The 17,494-nt window shown below is 72.1% G+C and carries 15 protein-coding genes; 11 read left to right on the forward strand and 4 right to left on the reverse strand.

Annotated elements, in window-relative coordinates; translation table 11 throughout:
* Positions 1 to 35 precede the first annotated feature (35 nt).
* The gene (locus tag AB0D99_RS08020) at positions 36 to 233 is read left to right on the forward strand and encodes a hypothetical protein (RefSeq protein WP_362358145.1); all 198 of its coding nucleotides are present in this window, start codon (positions 36 to 38) and stop codon (positions 231 to 233) included.
* Between the two features lie 298 nt (positions 234 to 531).
* Positions 532 to 1,128, forward strand: a complete 597-nt coding sequence (locus AB0D99_RS08025; RefSeq protein WP_362358170.1) for a hypothetical protein — start codon at positions 532 to 534, stop codon at positions 1,126 to 1,128.
* Between the two features lie 56 nt (positions 1,129 to 1,184).
* Here the strand turns inward: AB0D99_RS08025 and AB0D99_RS08030 are convergent, their stop codons facing one another.
* Complete coding sequence (locus AB0D99_RS08030; protein ID WP_362358146.1) at positions 1,185 to 2,549, reverse strand: serine hydrolase domain-containing protein; 1,365 nt, start codon at positions 2,547 to 2,549, stop codon at positions 1,185 to 1,187.
* Positions 2,550 to 2,730: 181 nt separating this feature from the next.
* Between AB0D99_RS08030 and corA the strand changes: the two genes are divergently transcribed.
* A complete protein-coding gene (gene corA, locus AB0D99_RS08035) occupies positions 2,731 to 3,813 on the forward strand; it encodes a magnesium/cobalt transporter CorA (RefSeq protein ID WP_362358171.1) in 1,083 nt (360 codons plus the stop codon).
* A 46-nt stretch (positions 3,814 to 3,859) separates the two neighbouring features.
* On the opposite strand, the gene AB0D99_RS08040 is transcribed toward corA, so the two are convergent.
* On the reverse strand, positions 3,860 to 5,224 hold the full coding sequence (locus tag AB0D99_RS08040) for an NAD(P)/FAD-dependent oxidoreductase (RefSeq protein ID WP_362358147.1): 1,365 nt from the start codon (positions 5,222 to 5,224) through the stop codon (positions 3,860 to 3,862).
* A 169-nt stretch (positions 5,225 to 5,393) separates the two neighbouring features.
* On the opposite strand from AB0D99_RS08040, the gene AB0D99_RS08045 reads away from it, so the two are divergent.
* The 7 genes from AB0D99_RS08045 (at position 5,394) to AB0D99_RS08075 (ending at position 14,877) form a co-directional block, all read left to right on the forward strand.
* Complete coding sequence (locus AB0D99_RS08045) at positions 5,394 to 8,015, forward strand: SpoIIE family protein phosphatase (RefSeq protein WP_362358148.1); 2,622 nt, start codon at positions 5,394 to 5,396, stop codon at positions 8,013 to 8,015.
* A 122-nt stretch (positions 8,016 to 8,137) separates the two neighbouring features.
* Positions 8,138 to 9,622 (forward strand): carboxylesterase family protein, encoded by a 1,485-nt coding sequence (locus AB0D99_RS08050; RefSeq protein ID WP_362358172.1) that lies wholly within the window; start codon positions 8,138 to 8,140, stop codon positions 9,620 to 9,622.
* 95 nt (positions 9,623 to 9,717) lie between these two features.
* Positions 9,718 to 10,059 carry a hypothetical protein gene (locus AB0D99_RS08055; protein WP_362358149.1) on the forward strand — a complete coding sequence of 114 codons (342 nt, stop codon included), beginning with the start codon at positions 9,718 to 9,720 and terminating at the stop codon, positions 10,057 to 10,059.
* Positions 10,060 to 10,393: 334 nt separating this feature from the next.
* Positions 10,394 to 11,170 carry a L,D-transpeptidase family protein gene (locus AB0D99_RS08060; protein ID WP_362358150.1) on the forward strand — a complete coding sequence of 259 codons (777 nt, stop codon included), beginning with the start codon at positions 10,394 to 10,396 and terminating at the stop codon, positions 11,168 to 11,170.
* Between the two features lie 141 nt (positions 11,171 to 11,311).
* Complete coding sequence (locus AB0D99_RS08065; RefSeq protein WP_362358151.1) at positions 11,312 to 12,712, forward strand: serine hydrolase domain-containing protein; 1,401 nt, start codon at positions 11,312 to 11,314, stop codon at positions 12,710 to 12,712.
* 280 nt (positions 12,713 to 12,992) lie between these two features.
* Positions 12,993 to 13,703 (forward strand): tRNA-dependent cyclodipeptide synthase, encoded by a 711-nt coding sequence (locus AB0D99_RS08070; protein ID WP_362358152.1) that lies wholly within the window; start codon positions 12,993 to 12,995, stop codon positions 13,701 to 13,703.
* Positions 13,693 to 14,877: a cytochrome P450 gene (locus AB0D99_RS08075; protein ID WP_362358153.1), complete on the forward strand. Its 1,185-nt coding sequence runs from the start codon at positions 13,693 to 13,695 to the stop codon at positions 14,875 to 14,877. Before AB0D99_RS08070 ends, AB0D99_RS08075 begins: the two co-directional genes overlap by 11 nt.
* Before the next feature lie 92 nt (positions 14,878 to 14,969).
* Here the strand turns inward: AB0D99_RS08075 and AB0D99_RS08080 are convergent, their stop codons facing one another.
* Entirely contained in the window at positions 14,970 to 15,983 is a 1,014-nt protein-coding gene (locus tag AB0D99_RS08080; protein WP_362358154.1) for an MBL fold metallo-hydrolase, read from the reverse strand.
* A 105-nt stretch (positions 15,984 to 16,088) separates the two neighbouring features.
* A complete protein-coding gene (locus tag AB0D99_RS08085; protein WP_362358155.1) occupies positions 16,089 to 16,895 on the reverse strand; it encodes a LysR family substrate-binding domain-containing protein in 807 nt (268 codons plus the stop codon).
* 58 nt (positions 16,896 to 16,953) lie between these two features.
* Between AB0D99_RS08085 and AB0D99_RS08090 the strand changes: the two genes are divergently transcribed.
* Positions 16,954 to 17,358 (forward strand): DUF5997 family protein, encoded by a 405-nt coding sequence (locus tag AB0D99_RS08090; protein WP_362358156.1) that lies wholly within the window; start codon positions 16,954 to 16,956, stop codon positions 17,356 to 17,358.
* Positions 17,359 to 17,494 lie beyond the last annotated feature (136 nt).

Consider the following 17,494-nt stretch of genomic DNA (forward strand, 5'->3'; position numbering starts at 1 on the left):
GACGAGGACCGCAACACCAGAAAAGGGGGAGGAACATGGCTCTGATCATCCTGTCCGGCGTCCTCGTGCTCGCCGTCGGAGGGTGCGTCTGTGTCGTGTGGGCGGCGCGCGGCGGCCCGCGCTGGGTGCGCGGTGTGGCCACCGCGACCCTGGCCGCCGGCGAGCTGGTACGCCGCTCCGGCCGCACGAACCGCAACGGCGCCGGCGACCGCGGCGGCGACTCCGACGCGTAACGGAGCGCGATCCCGCAGGCTCGACGGCCGGGACGTCCTGGAATGCGCCCGCCTCGGCGCGCTCGCCCGCGCCCACGCCTGTGCGGCCCCGGGCTCGACCGCCCTCATCCCCGAGGACGCCCTCCTCTCGGCGGCCCGGGCCTGACCCACGCCCGGTGGACGGGACGCGCCCGCGCGCCCGTCCACCGAGGTCAGGGCCATCCGTTCGTCGACGCGGGAAGCGACTTTCGATGACTGCGGCGGCCTCGGCCCGGGCGGGATCATCGTCGTGAAGTCAACGACGAACGTGGAGTGCACCGTGGGTCTCGAGCAGTCGCAGCACCGCTTCCACATCCGCCAGAAGCTCACGCCGATGGCCAATCGGTACGTGGTTCACGCGGCAGGACCCGACGGTACCGACGGAGAGGTCGTCGCGTTCGCCCACCAGAAGAGGATGGCTCTCAAGGAGCGGATCACCTTCTACACGGACGAGTCCCAGCGGCAGGTCCTCTTCACCTTCCAGGCGCGGCAGATGGTGGATCTCGGAGCGACCTACGACATACGCGCGGCATCCGGCAGCCCCGTCGGCACGCTCCGCAAGAACTTCGCCGCCTCCCTGCTGCGCAGCACCTGGCACATGAACCAGGAGGGCGTCGGCGCCGAGAGCACCGGCGTGGAGCGCAACATGACCGTGGCCGTCGTGCGCAGGGTCTGGGACCTGATCCCGTTCGTGGACGTGCTGCCGTTCGCCTGGCCGTACCACTTCGACTTCGCCGCCGACGGCCGTCCGGTCATGTCGGTGAACAAGCGGATCGGCCTGCGGGACCGGTACGTCCTGGAGATCGGCGACGAGCACCTCGACCGCCGCCTCGCGATCGCGCAGGCCGTCGCCCTGGACGCCCTGCAGTCCCGCTGAACGCCGGTTCCCGGCCGCCGGGGGGCGGCCGGGAACCGGACCATCCGGGGGAGCGCCTACCGGAGGGACGCCTGATGCAGGGCGTCCGGGCCGATCGGCAGCCCGGGCAGCGTCTCGGTCCGCTGCGGCGCCACCCCCCGGGCGGCCGCCGGAGTATCCCCGAGGGCGGGCTTGGGAGCACCGGACAGTGCACCGCTGACGTGGGCGTACAGCGCGTCGGTGATCGGGTCCGGCAGCGGGCGGCCCTGCTCGTCGAAGCGCTGGTACTTCATCAGGTTGTAGCCGATGGCGACCTGCCGACGGCCGTCCTCGGTGGACAGGGCCCAGCTACCCGCGCCGAAGACGCCCCCGTCATGCCCCCAGAACCAGCCGCCGTCGGGCATCTGCAGGGTGGAGATCCCGAGGCCGTAGCGCATCCTGGGCTCCTCGCCCGGCTCCGTCTCGTAGGCGGGGACGGTGGTCTTCATCGCCCGCAGCTCGGCCGGACCGAGGAGCCGCCCCTTCAGCAGGGCGCGGTAGAAGTCGTTGAGGTCGCCCGTCGTCGAGACGAGGGCGCCGGCCGTCCCGGCCCACGACATGTCGTACTCGCTGTAGTCGCGGGCCGGGTCGATCAGCCCGAAGAAGGACTCGTACATCTTGGCGTGCGGACCCTGGAGGGACGCCGAACGCGGGAAGTAGGTGTGCCGCAGGCCGGCCTTGCGAATGACGTGCCGGGTGATGTACGCCTCGGCCTTCTGGCCCGTGACGCGCTCCAGGACCATGCCCGCCAGGATGTAGTTGGTGTTGGAGTACGAGTGCTTCCCGGGCTGGGCGACCGGCGGGGCGGCCAGACCGAGGCGGGCGAGTTCCTCGGGGGCGATGTGCCGCAGCCGGTTCTCGTCGAGGGTCTTCCCGGGGTTCTCCAGGATGCCGGGGAAGGCGGGCAGGACGTAGTCGGCGATGCCGCTGGTGTGGTTGAGCAGCATCCGTACGGTCACCTGCCGGCCTCGCTCGCCGGGCACGACGTCGGGAAGGTAGCGGCCGACGGGGGCGTCCAGGTCGACGCGTCCGGCACCGACCTGCTGGAGGACGGCCACGGCGGTGAAGGTCTTGGTGATGCTGCCGACCCGGTGCTCCAGGTCCGGCCGCATGGGGCGGCGGGTGTCGATGTCGGCGAAACCGGTGGCGCCGCGCCACTGCGCGGAACCGTCGCGGACCGCCGAATAGGCGCCGTACATCCCCGCCTTGTGGAAGGCGTCGAGCGAGCCGCGCAGCGCCGCCCGGTCGAGACCGTGGCCGGACAGGGACGCGGAGCCGGCCGACGCGGCCGCCGGGGAGGCGGGGCCCGCGGTGACGGCCTGCGCGGGTAACGCCGAGGCGGAGAGGGCTATCAGCGTGGCCGCGGCGACGGACGAAAGTCGGGCCCTACGGGACGAAGACATGGGTGGATCCTGCTTCCCTCGTTGACATGCGGTGGATTCATCCTCGTCCGGGCCGCCCGTCCGTCCCTCCACCCTCGGGAGGATCTTGCGCACGGGAACCCGGTGACATTTGTCAGGAGTCCCGCTCACGCTCGGTGGATGGCACACTGACCGCTGATCGTCCAGAGGAGCCCACGTGCCCATCATCCGCAGCCTCCGGCGCACCGTCCGTCGCGCCTACCGCCGCACCGTCGACCTCAGCCACCCGGCACGCTCGCCGCTGGGGAGCGCCGTCGTCAACTGCGTGGTGTACGAGGACGGGGCGCGGCAGCGGGGCCCGTGCCCCGCGGACGAGGCGGTCCGGCGGGTGCGCAAGTCCGGCGACGGGTTCGTCTGGATCGGTCTGCACGAGCCGTCCGTCGAGGAGTTCGCCGGACTCGCCGAGCTGTTCGGGCTGCATCCGCTGGCCGTCGAGGACGCGGTGCATGCCCATCAGCGGCCGAAGGTGGAGAGGTACGACCAGACGCTGTTCTCCGTCTTCAAGACCGTCCGTTATGTCGAGCACGAGGAACTGACCGCCACCAGCGAGGTCGTCGACACGGGCGAGCTCATGGTCTTCACCGGTGCCGACTTCGTCATCACCGTCCGGCACGGCAGGCACGGCTCGCTCGGGCCGTTGCGCGAAGCGCTGGAGGCGGAACCCGATCAGCTGGCCAAGGGGCCCGCGGCGGTCCTGCATGCCATCGCCGACCACGTCGTGGACGACTATCTGGCGGTCGCCGACGCCGTGCAGAACGACATCGACGCCGTGGAGACGGCCGTCTTCAGCGAGCAGTCGTCCCGCCGCGACGCCGGCCGCGTCTACCAGCTGAAGCGGGAACTGCTCGAACTCAAGCGGGCGGTGACCCCTCTCGACCGCCCGCTGCAGATTCTCGCGGCCCAGCCGCTGGCGCTCGTCGGCGCGGACATACAGCCGTACTTCCGCGACGTCGCGGACCATCTCTCGCGGGTCACGGAGCAGATCACGTCCTTCGACGCCCTGCTCGACTCGATCCTCCAGGCGCATTTGGCACAGGTGACCGTCGCCCAGAACGAGGACATGCGCAAGATCACGGCATGGGCGGCGATCATCGCCGTCCCCACGATGGTCTGCGGGGTGTACGGCATGAACTTCGATCACATGCCGGAGCTCCGCTGGACCTACGGCTACCCCGTCGTCATCGTCGCGATGGTCACCGCGTGTCTGCTCCTCCACCGCAGCTTCCGCCGCAACGGATGGCTCTGACCCTCGGGCGGAGGAGGCCCGGACCGGCCGGGCCGGGCGGCGGGCGTCAGCCCTTGGCGCGCAGGGACGCGGTGTGCTCCCGGATCTGCTCAGGGGTGAGGTAGGCGTCGGTGTACTCGAAGTCGGCGAGGGTCCCGGACCGGGACGCCAGGAATCCCGTACGGACGAAGTCGTCGCCCGCCACCGCGTTGAGCAGCCAGTTCGTCATCACCCGCGCCTTGGCCACCTGGGTCCGCAGCGCCGCCCAGTGGTACGCGCGGGCCACGGCCTGGGCGGGCGTCCCGTGCAGCTCCACGCCGAGCGGCTTCGAGACGGCGTCCCGCCCGCCGAGGTCCACCACCAGTCCGAGGTCCCGGTGGAAGTAGGGCTGCGTCGGTTCACCGCGCAGGGTCGCCACGATGTTGTCGGCGACCTGCTTGCCCTGGCGATGGGCATGCTGCGCGGTCGGCGGGCAGATCGCCCCTTCCTCCCCCTTGGCCAGGTCCGGTACGGCCGCGGCGTCGCCCAGGGCGTGCACCCCGTCCACGCCGGGCACGACCATGTCCGGCGTCACCACGAGGCGACCCCGCAGCGTCTCCGCGCCCAGCGTGCCGATCAGGGGGCTGGCGGCCACCCCGGCCGTCCAGATCAGGGTCCGGCTCGGCAGGACGCGGCCGTCGGTGAGCGTGACCGCGTCGTCGTCCACGGAGGCGACCGAGACGCCGAGCGAGACCTCGATCCCGCGCCGGCGCAGGATCTCCAGCGCGGCGCCGCCGAGCCGGTCGCCGAGCTCGGGCATGAGCTTGGGGGCCAGGTCCACCAGATGCCACTTGATCAGCTTCGGATCGAGACGCGGATAGCGTTTGACCGCGTTGTGCGTGAGCCGCTGCAGACAGGCGGCCGTCTCCGTCCCCGCGTATCCGCCACCCACCACCACGAACCGCAGCCGGGCCGCCCGTTCGGCCTCGTCCTGGCCCGCGTCGGCGAGATCGAGCTGGGCGATCACATGATCGCGGATGTACACGGCCTCGGCGAGCGTCTTCATGCCCCGCGCGTGCTCGCTGAGACCGGGGATGTCGAAGGTGCGCGTCACACTGCCCGGCGTCAGCACCAGATGGTCGTACGTCTCGTTCAGGAGCTCACCCGTGATCGTCCGGACGACGCAGACCTTCGCCGCGGTGTCCACCCCCACCGCACCGCCCGGAATGATCCGCGTCCGGTGCCGCTCGCTGCGCCGCAGTGACAGCGCGACCGACTGAGGGGTCAGCACACCGGCCGCCACCTGCGGGAGCAGGGGCAGATACAGCTGGTACGAGAACGGCGTGAGCAGCGAGATCTGCGCCTCCCTCGCGGTCAGCCGCCGCTCGAGTCGACGCACGCAGGCGACCCCGGCGAAGCCGGCGCCCACCACGAGGATCTTCGGTCGAGTCACGTGCCCGCCTCCCGGGTCTTCGGTCCTTGAGTGCTGACTAACCTCTCCGGCCGCTCGGGAACCCGGCCCGTCCGCCGAAGGGGTGACGCCCGCGCAGCACCCGGAAGGAAGGTGCACAGTGTGATAAAAGGGAAAAACAGGGTGGGAGCCGAGAACGGAGCCGACGGCCGTGGGGAGACCCGAGGACAGAGACGCCACCGGGCAGCCGTCCGCGCCCGGCGTCGCGGACTCCGCTGTCGTCCTCTTCGACGGGAACGGGGTCGTCATCGGCCGCCCCCACATGGCCGGGCGACTCCTCGGCCACCCGCCCGAGGCGCTGCGGGGCCGGCACGTCGAGTCCCTGCTCGCACCGGGCGAGGCCGCGCGCCTGCCCGCCATCGTGGAGCGCTGCACCGCCGACGGCGGCTGGTCGGGTGTCCTCCTGGCCCGTCACTGCGACGGCCACGACATCGCCGTCGAGATCACCCTGCTGCCGCTGCCCGCGGACGCGACTCCGGCACGCTGGCTCGCCGTGGCCGCCGGAGCGGCACCCTCCCGCCAGTGGACGATGGGTCCCGCGCTGCTGGAACGGATGGTCACCGACGCCCCCGTCGGACTCGCGCTGGTCGACACCGAGCTGCGCTGCGTCTGGTCCAACACCGCGCTGGAGCACTTCGGCGGAGGCACCGCCGACGAGCGCCGCGGCCGACGCATCGCGGAGATCCAGCCCGGTCTCAACGCGGACATGCTCGAAGCGAAGATGCGCCAGGTCCTGGAGACCGGCGACCCGGTCACGGGGTACGAACACGTCGGCCGCACCCGGGCCGCACCCGGCCAGGACCGAGCCCACTCCATGTCGATCGTCCGGCTGGACGACGACGGCGGCCGGCCCCTCGGCGTCTGCTACGCGGTCGTCGACATCACCGACCGCTACCGCGCCCGCCTCAGACTGGCCCTGATGGCGCTGGCCAGCGAACGCATCGGCCGCAGTCTGGACATCATCGGGACCGCCCAGGACCTCTCCGACGTGGCCGTGCCCGGACTCGCCGACGTCGTCGCCGTCGACCTGCTGGACTCCGTCATCCGGGGCGCCGAACCCTCCCCGGGGCCCACGGCCGGTGCCACCGCCGTGCGACTGGTGCGCGCGGGCGTCCAGACGGTGCGCGCCGGCGCGGCCGAGACGGTGGTGGAGCCGGGGGAGGAGACCGCCTATCTGCCGTCGTCCCCCCAGATCGACTGCCTGGCGCACGGCCGGTCCTGGCGCACCGCCCGACTGGACGCCGCGGGCCGGGAGTCGGCGCTCCCGGTGAGGGGGCGGGCGACCGACGACGGCAAGGGCCCCGAACCGCCGGCCGGGACGTCCGGAACCGCGCGGGCGCCTCAGGGCGGACCCGCCGGGCCCGCACAGTCTCCGTCGGCCGGTACCGCACCGGCCGCACCGACGCAGCCCCCCTCCGCCGACCCCGCCCCCCGGCCCTCCGCCGACCCGGTGGCGCACACGGCCATGGTCGTCCCGATCCTCGCCCGGGGCGGCACCCTCGGCGTGGCCACCTTCTTCCGCTCCCGGCGCGACGAGGCATTCGACGAGGACGACCTGCGCCTCGCGGAGGAGCTCGTCGCCCGGGCCGCCGTCTGCCTGGACAACGCCCGCCGCTACGCCCGCGAGCGGGCCGCCGCACTGGTCCTCCAGCGCAGCCTCCTCCCGCACGGCGTACCGCAGCAGGACGCCGTCGACGCGGCCACCGTCTACCGTCCCGCCGACGAACTCTCGGGCCTCGGCGGCGACTGGTTCGACGTCATCCCCCTGTCGGGAGCGCGCGTCGCCCTCGTCGTCGGCGAGGTGCCCGGGCACGGCATCGAGGCCGCCGCGACCATGGGCCAGCTCCGTACCGCCGTACGGACCCTCGCGGACCTCGACCTGTCGACCGAGGAACTCCTCGCCCATCTGGACGACCTCGTCCTCCAGGCGACCCGGGAGGGGCGCGAGGCGGGCATCGGCGGGGAGGTCAACCTCGGTGCCGTCGGCGCCAGTTGCCTGTACGCCGTCTACGATCCGGTCAGCCTGCGCTGCGACCTCGCGAGCGCCGGACACCTCGCCCCCGTCGTCGTCGCCCCCGACGGCACCGTCGAGTTCCCCGATCTTCCGCCCGGCCCGGCCCTGGGCATCGGCGGCCTGCCGTTCGAGTCCGTCGAGCTGCCCCTGCGGGAAGGCACCCTGCTGGCCTTCTACACCGAGGGCCTGATCGCCGCGCCCGGCGCGGGCAAGGAAGGACTGGGCCGCCTCCTGCGGTCGCGCGAGCTGCCGCTCGACGAACTCTGCCGCAACGTCGTCGACGAACTGGCCCCCAGCAGGCCCTACACCGACGACGCGGCCCTGCTGCTGGTCAGGACCCGAAGCCTGGCGTCCGGGCAGGTCGCCGTCTGGGACCTGCCCGCCGATCCGGCCGTCGTGGCCCGGGCCCGGGTGATGGCCGCACGCCAACTGGCCGCATGGGGGCTGGAGGAGCTCGCCTTCACCACCGAACTCGTCGTCAGCGAGCTGGTCACCAACGCCATCCGCCACGCCGCGGGACCGATCCGGCTCCGTCTGATCCTCGAACGCACCCTGATCTGCGAGGTCTTCGACGCCAGCAGCACCTCACCCCATCTGCGGCACGCGCGCACCACCGACGAGGGCGGCCGCGGCCTCTTCCTGATCTCCCAGTTCACCCGGCGCTGGGGCACCCGCTACACCGCGGAGGGCAAGGTGATCTGGGCCGAACAGCCCCTGGAGCGCGATCCCGCCGAGCCGGGCTCCGCCTCCCCGGAATGATCTTTAAACCGATTGTCCGGCCACAGGCCGCGTGCGAGGGTGTCCTGTCGCGCGGAGACACCGGTGACGAGGAGCGAAACGGGGGAGTCCCGCCTGTGTGTGCGCATGCCGCCGAGGACATCGTGGCGACCGAGCAAGGACCGGTGCGGGGGACGGTGACCGACGGGCTGCGGGTCACCCTGGGCATCCCCTACGCCGCGCCGCCGTTCGGAGCCGGCCGGTTCCGGGCTCCGATGCCCGCCCCCGCCCGGGACGCGGTCCGGGACTGCACCCGCTTCGGGCCCGTGGCGCCCCAGTCGGCGCAGCTGCCCGGCGCACCGGCCTGGCGCGCCGGCCAGGAGGACGTCCTCACCCTCAACGTCTGGTCCGCGACGGACACCTCGCAGCCGAGGCCCGTGCTCTTCTGGATCCACGGCGGCGCCTACACCTTCGGCTCCTCCGCCCAGCCCGACTACGACGGGACCGCCCTCGCCCGGGCCGGACTCACCGTGGTGACCTGCAACTACCGCCTCGGGTTCGAGGGGTTCGGCCGCGTCCCCGGCTTCCCCGACAACCGGGGGCTCCTCGACCAGATCGCCGCGCTGGAGTGGGTGCGGGACAACATCGCCGCCTTCGGCGGCGACCCCGGGAACGTCACCGTGGCCGGCCAGTCCGCCGGCGGCGGTTCGATCGCCTGTCTGATGAGCAGCGCGCGGGCCGAGGGACTCTTCCACCGCGCCATCGTCCACAGCGTCCCCGACGCCTTCTTCCCGCCGGAGTTCGCCGAGCGCCTGACCCGGCAGGTGGCCGAGGCCGCCGGCGTCGCGCCCACCGCCGACGGACTGCTCCGCGCGACCCCGGCGGCGCTCGTCGACGCCTCGGACCGGGTGGCGGCACGGTACGCCGACGACCCTGACTCCGGATTCCTCCACTACGACACCGTCCTCTACGGCCCGGTCCTCGACGGCGAGTTGCTGAAGCGGGATCCCGTCGACACCCCTGCCGTCGACGCAGCGGCCGGTCCCGTCGACCTCCTCGTCTGCCACACGACCGAGGAGTACTGGCTGATGCACCGGGTCGGCAGCATGCCCCCGGTCACCACGGACGACGGCCTCGACCGTTTCGCCGCCGACTACGGCCTTCCACAGGGCCTCGTCGCCGCCTACCGCGCCCTCATGCCCGGCGCGCCGGTGCTCGACGTCTTCCTGGCCCTCGCCGGCGACGCCGTCTTCACCGTTCCCACCGTCCGCCTCGCCGAGGCCCATGCCCGCGCCGGCGGCCGCACCTTCCTGTCCCGCTTCGACCGCCGCCGTCCCCGCCCCGACGGGGAGCCGGTGCGGGCCTGGCACGCGGCCGACGTGCCCTTCGCCCTCGGCACCCTGGACGCGACGGGCGTCGACTTCCTCACCGGCGGACCCGCCGACGCCGGCGACCACGCCCTGTCCCGGCGGATGGTCGACGCCTGGACCGCCTTCGCCGCCACCGGAGAGCCGGGGTGGGCCCCGCTCACCGATCCCGCGGCGCCCGCCGTCCACGTCTGGGACGTGCCCGACGACCGGACCGAGGGCGCGAGCCCCGCGCACGCCCTGTGGCACGGCACACGGATGGCCCCGCCGTCGCTCCCGTAGGGGACACGGGATAATCGCGGGGCGCGGAGGACCACCGCGGACGACGGAAGCACACGACAGGCCGGCCCATGGTGGAGCGGCGAGAGGGAGACCCGATGGACGTCCAGCACTTCGAGCGGATCACCGCGTTCATCGAGGACCGCCTCCGGCCGCTGTTCGACCCCGAGAACGGCAGGGACCACGGATTCGGCATGGACGACACCTCCCGCGCCCTGAGGGCCCTCCTCGGCACCGTGAGGGCCGCCGCGGCGATCAAGGGCCTCGCGGAGCAGCGCGCGGGGGCGGACCCCGCGATGCGCAACATCTTCGACCAGGCCCTGGAGCACAACTGGGACGTCCTGCGAGGAGTGGCCCGCAACTGGGAGGACCACCCCGACTTCGCCCGCGATTTCAAGCGCCACGCCTGGGAGCTCGACGAGGCCAAGGCGAGCGACTGACACCGGATCACGCGATCGACGGCCGGGACCGCGGTCCCGGCCGTCGACGACCTCGTCACCACCGCGGCCCGGCGGTCGACGAGGCGTGATGTCCCGTGAACACCGCTCCGACGACAGGGCACCGGGGTGGCGGGACAGCCGGGCCGACGCGTCTTCCTGACGGTCCGGTACGTCCCCGCAGGTCGGCAGCTTCCTGACGGTGGCTCAGCACGGTCTGGTGCACCCGTCCGCTCTGCCCCGGTCGGGTGAGTAAGCCGTTCTTCCGACAGAGAGTTACGCGGACCGGGTACACATCGGCGCACTGTCGTTTCCGAGCGTCGGAGGATGCCGCCCCATGCCTGTCAGGAAGGTACGCCCCGGCCGTGGGCTGACCGCCGCCCTGTGCGCGACCCTCGCCGTAGTCGGCTACATGACGGTGTCACCAGAGCAGTCCACCGCACCCGCCCCGCCCCGCGCCGCGGCGAAGAACGCGGGTTCGGGAGCCGCGGCGCCGCGACCGGCCGCGCCCCCGGCGCGGCCCGCCGCCCCTCCCGGTCTCGGCCCCGCCACCCGTGCGCACATTCCGGACGGCACACGTCAGGTGTTCGTGGTGACGGGGGAGACACGCGACACCAACGTGTCCAAGGCCGTGCTCTACGAGCGGGACGCGACCAAGGGGTGGCAGCGCGCCGGTGGCCCCTGGACCGCGCACAACGCGCTGCGCGGCTGGACGAACCACCACACCATCGGTGATCTGCGCACTCCCATCGGCGTCTTCACCCTCGGCGACGCGGGCGGTCTCATGCCGGACCCCGGAGCCCTGCTCCCCTACGACGAGGACGAGCAGTTCGTCTCCCCGGGCACCGGCTTTCTGGGCGAACCACTGGAAGGGTCGTTCGACTACGTGGTCGCCATCGACTACAACCGCGTCTCCGGAACGACCCCGTTGGACAAGGAACGCCCGCTCGGTGAGGAGCGCGGGGGAGGCGTCTGGATCCACGTCGACCACGGCGGCCCCACCCAGGGGTGCATCTCCCTGACGACCGACGTCATGCGCCAGCTCCTGCGCCAACTGGACCCGGCCAAGGAACCGGTGATCGTCATGGGACCCGCGGAGGAGATCGCGCGGTGACCCGCGCATGGGTCTGACAGGTGGGGCGGCCGGCTGACAGCCGGCCGCCCCACCCGTCAGCGCGCGGTCGGAGGGCTGTCAGCGCGCCCGGGCATCGTCGTGGTCATCAGGAACGACGACAGCCCGTCAGGAGAAACCCTCATGAGCGCCACCACCGACTCGTCCCAGGCCGAACTGACCGAGTCCGTCGCACGGATCGCGGCGACGTACGACGTCCCCGGCGTCAGCGTCGGCGTGTGGGCGGACGGCCGCGAGTCCTTCGCCGTTCACGGCGTGACCAGCCTCGACAACCCGCTCCCCGTCGACAAGGACACCCTCTTCCAGCTGGGGTCCGCGACGAAGACCTTCACCGCGACCGCGCTGATGCGGCTGGTCGCCGACGGCCGGGTCGAGCTGGACGCACCGGTACGCCGGTACGTCCCCGAACTCGTCCTCCCGGACGAGAAGGCCGCGGCCGAGATCACCGTTCTGCACCTGCTCAACCACACCTCGGGGCTCGACTGGAACGTCGTCGTCGACACCGGTGACGGCGACGACGCCCTGGCCGGGTTCGTGGCCGCGATGGCCGGGCTGCGGTCGATCGGCGAGCCCGGCGCCCGGGCCTCGTACAGCCAGGCCGCGTACAACCTGCTGGGCCGGGTCCTGGAGAACGTCACGGGTCTCACGTACGAGCAGGCGGTCTCCTCGCTCCTCCTGGAGCCGCTGGGACTCACGAACACCTTCTTCGGCACCGCCGACGTCATGACGCGCCGGTTCGCCGTCGGCCACAACACCGACGAGGACGGTGCCCTGGCCGTCGCGCGGGAGTGGCGCCTCACCAGGGGCGACAACCCCGGTGGCGGCCTCGCGGCCTCGGCCGCGGACGTGCTCGCCTGGGCGCGGTTCCAGCTGGGCGACGGTCGCACGGAGAGCGGCGAGCGGCTCCTGCCGACCGGGCAGCTGCACCGGATGCGGGAGCGGACGGTCGCACTGCGCGGCAGCAACCTCGGCGACGGCTTCGGCATCTGCTGGTTCCTGCGCGAGGCCGGCGGGGTGCGGACGATCGAGCACGGCGGTTCGACCAACGGTCAGTTCGTCGAGGTGGTGCTCGTGCCCGAGCGTGGCTTCGCCGTGGTCGCCATGGCGAACTCCGGTACGGGCGGCATCCCGTTCAACCGCGCGGCCGTCCGCTGGGCCCTGGAGCACTACCTCGGTGTCGTGGACGAGGACCCGGAGCCGCTGCCGTACGACGAGGCGCGCGCCCGGGAGTTCGTCGGGGCCTACGACAACGACGCGATGACGCTCACCGTCGCCGGCGACGTGGTGGAACTGACCCTCGCGGCCGCGATCAAGCCGGAGATCAGGGAGGCGGCCGACGCCGAGATGCCCGCGGACCACCCGCCGGCCGCCATGGGACTGCTGCCCGCCGCCGACGAGTTCATCGTGACCGCCGGCGGCCTGGAGGGGCAGCGTGGCTTCTTCTCCCGGGACGCGAGTGGCGCCGTCGTCGGCATCGACCTCGGCGGCCGGCTCTTCGGCCGCGTCGCCGCGGCCGCCGAGTGACGGTTCCACCGCGCTCCGGCCCCGCCTCTCCCGCGAGGCGGGGCCGGACGCGTGACGGCGCAGGGGGCCGAGCTGATTGTCGATGACACGAGACAATGGCCGGAATATGTCCCTCCAAATAGGGGTGACCTATCATTTTCGGTCATGTACAGACGATTACGCGTCAGGTCGTAATCAGAATCGTCACTCTGTGAGGATCGCCGGTAACTTCATGCCGTCGCCGCCACACCAGGGGCACACGGCCCCGACGGGACTAGCGGCCCGAAGGACATCTCTTCACTTGACGACGACAGCGACCGACAGCTTCAAGGTCCAGCCGTACACGCAGCACTGCCAAGTGATCCACACCGAAGGCGCCCACGCGGTCATCGGCATCTCCCCCGGCAACGGCTACTTCTCGGCCCAGCGCGTGGCCGACCTCGCAGCCTGGGGACTCCGCAACTTCGAGCAGGTCGACCTCATCTACACCGACCTGCACGTCGCCGACATGTACGAGGCCCTCGGCTACCCGCCGGACGAGGCCCGCCGCAAAACGGTCAAGAACCTCCGCGGTGTGCGCGCCAAGGTCAACAACGCCGTCGCCGCCACCGACCCCGGTGGCGAACGGCTCCGAGGACGCCCCATGTCCGCGCTCCTCGACATAGCCGCATACCGGCACCTGCGCAAGCACTTGGACGATCTGCTCGCCACCGACCCGGAGTTTCTCGCCACCTGCGACAAGCTCGTCGACGCGTTCCTCTCCTCCAAGGTCCTCGACGGCCAGACCCCCACCGCCCGCCAGCGCGAGGTCTGCCTCCAGTACATCTGCGCCGAGGCACCACTCTTCCTGGACACCCCCGCGATCCTCGGTGTCCCCTCCTCCCTCAACTGCTACCACCAGCTCCTGCCGATGGCCGAACTCCTCTACTCCAGGGGCTCCGGACTGCGCGCCTCCCGCAACCAGGGCCACGCCATCGTCAGCGCGATCCTCGGAGACCACGATGACCACTGACACCCTGACCGACTTCCCGTTCTCCGCCCGCGGCGACCGGCTCCCGACCGAGATCGAGTCCCTGCGCGCCGAGCCGGTCAAGCGGGTGCGCACCATCGCCGGTGACCCGGCCTGGCTGGTGTCCTCCTACGACCTGTGCAAGCAGGTCCTCGAAGACCCCCGCTTCTCGCTCAAGGACACCTCGGCGCCCGGCGCCCCCCGGCAGTACGCGCTGACCATCCCGCCCGAGGTGGTCAACAACATGGGCAACATCACCGGGGCCGGGCTGCGCAAGGCCGTCCTCAAGGCCATCAACCCCAAGACCGACGGCCTCACCGACTGGATGCGCCGCCACGCCTCCGACCTCGTCGACGACCTCGTCGCGTACGGACCTCCCGTGGACCTCCGCGGCCGGTTCACCAACCCGTACGCGGAGAACCTCCACTGCCGGATCCTCGGCATACCCGAGGCCGACGCGCCGCGCCTGTCCGCCAGCCTGGACATCGCGTTCATGAACTCGGCCTGCCCCGTCACCGGCGCCCGGCTCAACTGGGACCGCGACATCGCCTATATGGTCGAGCGTCTGGACGACCCGGCGACCACGGGACTGATGGCCGAACTCGCCGCCCTGCGCGGCAATCCCGACTACGCCCACCTGACCGACGAGATGCTCGCCACGGTCGGCGTCACCTTCTTCGGCGCGGGCGTCATCTCCACCATGGGCTTCCTCACGATGGCCCTCTTCTCCCTGCTCCAGAACCCCGACGTCTGGGAGCGGCTGCGCAAGGAACCGGAGCGGATCCCGGGCGCCGTCGACGAGCTGCTGCGCGTCAACCTCTCCATCGCCGACGGGCTGCCGCGCCTCGCCCTCGAGGACGTCACGCTCGGAGACGTCGAAGTCCGCAAGGGCGAACTGCTGCTCGTCCTGGTCGAGGCCGCCAACACCGACCCGGCGGTCTTCCCGGACCCGCACACCGTGGACATCGAGCGGCCGAACGCCGCGGCGCACCTGTCCTTCGGCGGCGGCGGTCACTACTGCCCGGCCACGGCGCTCGGGAAGAAGCACACCGAGATCGCCCTGGAGGTCCTCCTCGACAGGATGCCGGACCTGCACCTCGCCGTCCCCGTCGACCAACTGGTCTGGCGCACTCGCTTCATGAAGCGCATCCCCGAGCGTCTTCCGGTCGCCTGGTGACCGTCGCCTGACCCGCTCAGCACGCCGACCGCCGTCGCCCCCGGCCACCCGCCGGGGGCGACGGTGTTCCCGCCCCGCCCCTTCCGGGGTGGTCAGCGGCGGGGGCGCAGGTCTCCGCCGTACACGGTCCGGTAGTCGGGCACGACGACACGAGTCGAGGGCGACTCCCGGCGCACCTGGTCGATCAGCCCGGCCAGATCCATCGTCGGGTCGGGGACCACGGGCCCGCGCAGCGGCGTCTCGAAGTTGTCCCAGTGGACCGGGACGACCACCGGCGGGTGGCCGAGCGCCCGCAGCAGCCGGGCCGCGTAGCGGTGGGTCGCCGAGCTGGAGGGGACGGCGACCATCGCCGCGTCGGGGCGCAGCCCGTCCACCGCCCGCTCGGAGAAGTCGCTGGCGCCCATCAGGAAGAGCGCGGGACCCTCGGCACCCGCCGTGACCTGGAACGCGAGGGTGTCGCCCTCCGGCAGGTCGGAGATGGTCTCGGGGGCGGTGGCGGGCGGCGCCGTACGCGTGCCCGGGGCGAAGTAGGCGTGCTTCTTGTTGCGGCTGTGCAGGCTCGCCACCACCTCCACCGTCAGGCCACCGCCGAAGTCCAGCACCTCGCCGCCCTTGACCACCGAGATCTGGAGCGGATCCACCCCGAAGGCGACCAGCAGATGGAACGTGGTCTCGGTGCCCACGACACGCGCACCGGTCGCCTTGGCGATGTACGGGACGTCGGCGATGTGGTCCCAGTGGGAGTGGCTGACCAGGATCAGCTCCGGGGTACCGGCGTACTCCCGTACCAGCGCGGCGTCCGTCGCCGCGATCTTCGTGGCCGGATCGAAGGCCGCGTCGAAGAGGCCCGTCGTGAAGCGGGTGACGTAGGGGTCGAAGAGCACGGTCCGCCGGCCCACGTCGATCCGCCAGCCCGCCGTGCCCAGCCAGCGCAGCGAGGCGGAACCGGAGCCGGGGGCCGAGACGGCGGACCGGGCCCGGGCCGTCGCACCGCCCGCCGCGGCCGGCAGCAGGGGTAACGCCGCTCCGACCGCGGCGCCTCGCAGCATCGCCCGCCGTGCGAAGCCCCGGTGATTCCGCTCGTTCGTGTTCGTGTCGTCGCTCATGGCGCCAGAAGATCAGCCGGCGCGCGCCCCTGTCCAAGACCTGATCGCCGTCGGATCCATAGGCGGACGACTATCAGCCCTGGTCGGACGTGGTGGGGATGATCGCTACGGCTTGCGGCGAGGCTTCCCGCGCTTGACGCCCTTCGAAGCCTTGGGCGCGCTCTTGGCGCCCTTCGCCCCACCCGAACCACCGGTGCGGCCCGAACCACCGGTGCGGCCGGAACCGCTCCGCGCGCCGTCCTTCGCCGCCGGCCTGCCGCCCTTCTCCGGACGCTTGCCCTTGGGCTGCGGCGGGGTCGCGGGACGGCCCCGGGTGCTGTTCACGGTCCGCCCGCGGACGATCCCGATGAACTGCTCCACGAGATCGGTCGTCTCGTCCTGCGGCCACGACAGCGCGACCCGGGACTCCGGGGTGTCCGACACCGGGCGGTACGTGAGGTCCTTGCGGTGGTGCAGTCGGGCCAGCGACTGCGGCACGACGAGCAGCCCCACACCCGCCGCCACCAGCTCGATCGCGTCGGCCGTCGTGGCCGGGCGCTCGAACGCCGGCAGGCCCGGCGGCCGCTCCCAGTCGAGCGTGTCGTCGAGCGGATGCAGCACGATCTCCTCGGCGAGATCCTCGGGGGACACCTCGTCCACCGTCGCCACGACATGGTCCTTGGGGATCACCACGACGGTCGTCTCGGCGTACAGAGGGATGGCGCTGAGGTCCGTACCGTCGACCGGAAGACGCAGCAGCCCCGCGTCCGCGCCGCCGTCCCGCAGCAGGGCACAGGCGTCGGTGGGCGACACCTGGACGAGGGTCAGCGGGACGTCGGGCAGCCGCTCGTTCCAGATCCGCACCCACTTCGTGGGCGTCACTCCCGGGACGTAGGCGAGCCGGAACGAGGGCGATACTTCCTGGCCAGTCACCCCGCCAGGTTACCGGTCGTGGTCAGAGGTAGCTCACACGCTCGATACCCTTGACACCATGACGTCGCACCAGACCGCCCAGACGATGAAGCCCGCGACCGCGGCGAAGAAGCTGGGTGTGTACCTCGAGGCCACCCCCGCCGAGTTCCGGGAGGGTGTCGTCTCGCGCACCGAGCTGAACGCCCTGCAGACCGACCCGCCCGAGTGGCTCCGCGAGCTGCGGCGCACCGGACCGCACCCCCGCCCGGTGATCGCGGCCAAGCTCGGCGTCTCCATCTCCGGTCTCGCGCGGGGCGGCATCACCGAAGCCCTCACCACCGAGCAGATCGAGGAGCTGAAGAAGGAGGACCCGGAGTGGCTGCGCAAGGAGCGCGCCACCCAGGCCGAGGTCCGCAAGGAAGCGGTCCGGATCAAGGAGATGCAGGCGGAGAAGGCCGCGAAGGCCGACCGTTCGGGCTCCTGAACGCGAGGCCGTGAGGCCTCACCGCCGAGCAGTGCGCCGTGGCGGCGGCAAGCGCAGGCCGCCCCGAGCAGAACCCGGGGGGGACCCCCCCCCCCAAGAGCAGACGAAACCACCATACACACCCGCACACAAAAAC

The sequence above is a fragment of the Streptomyces sp. NPDC047971 genome, assembly GCF_040653355.1.
Taxonomy (GTDB): domain Bacteria; phylum Actinomycetota; class Actinomycetes; order Streptomycetales; family Streptomycetaceae; genus Streptomyces.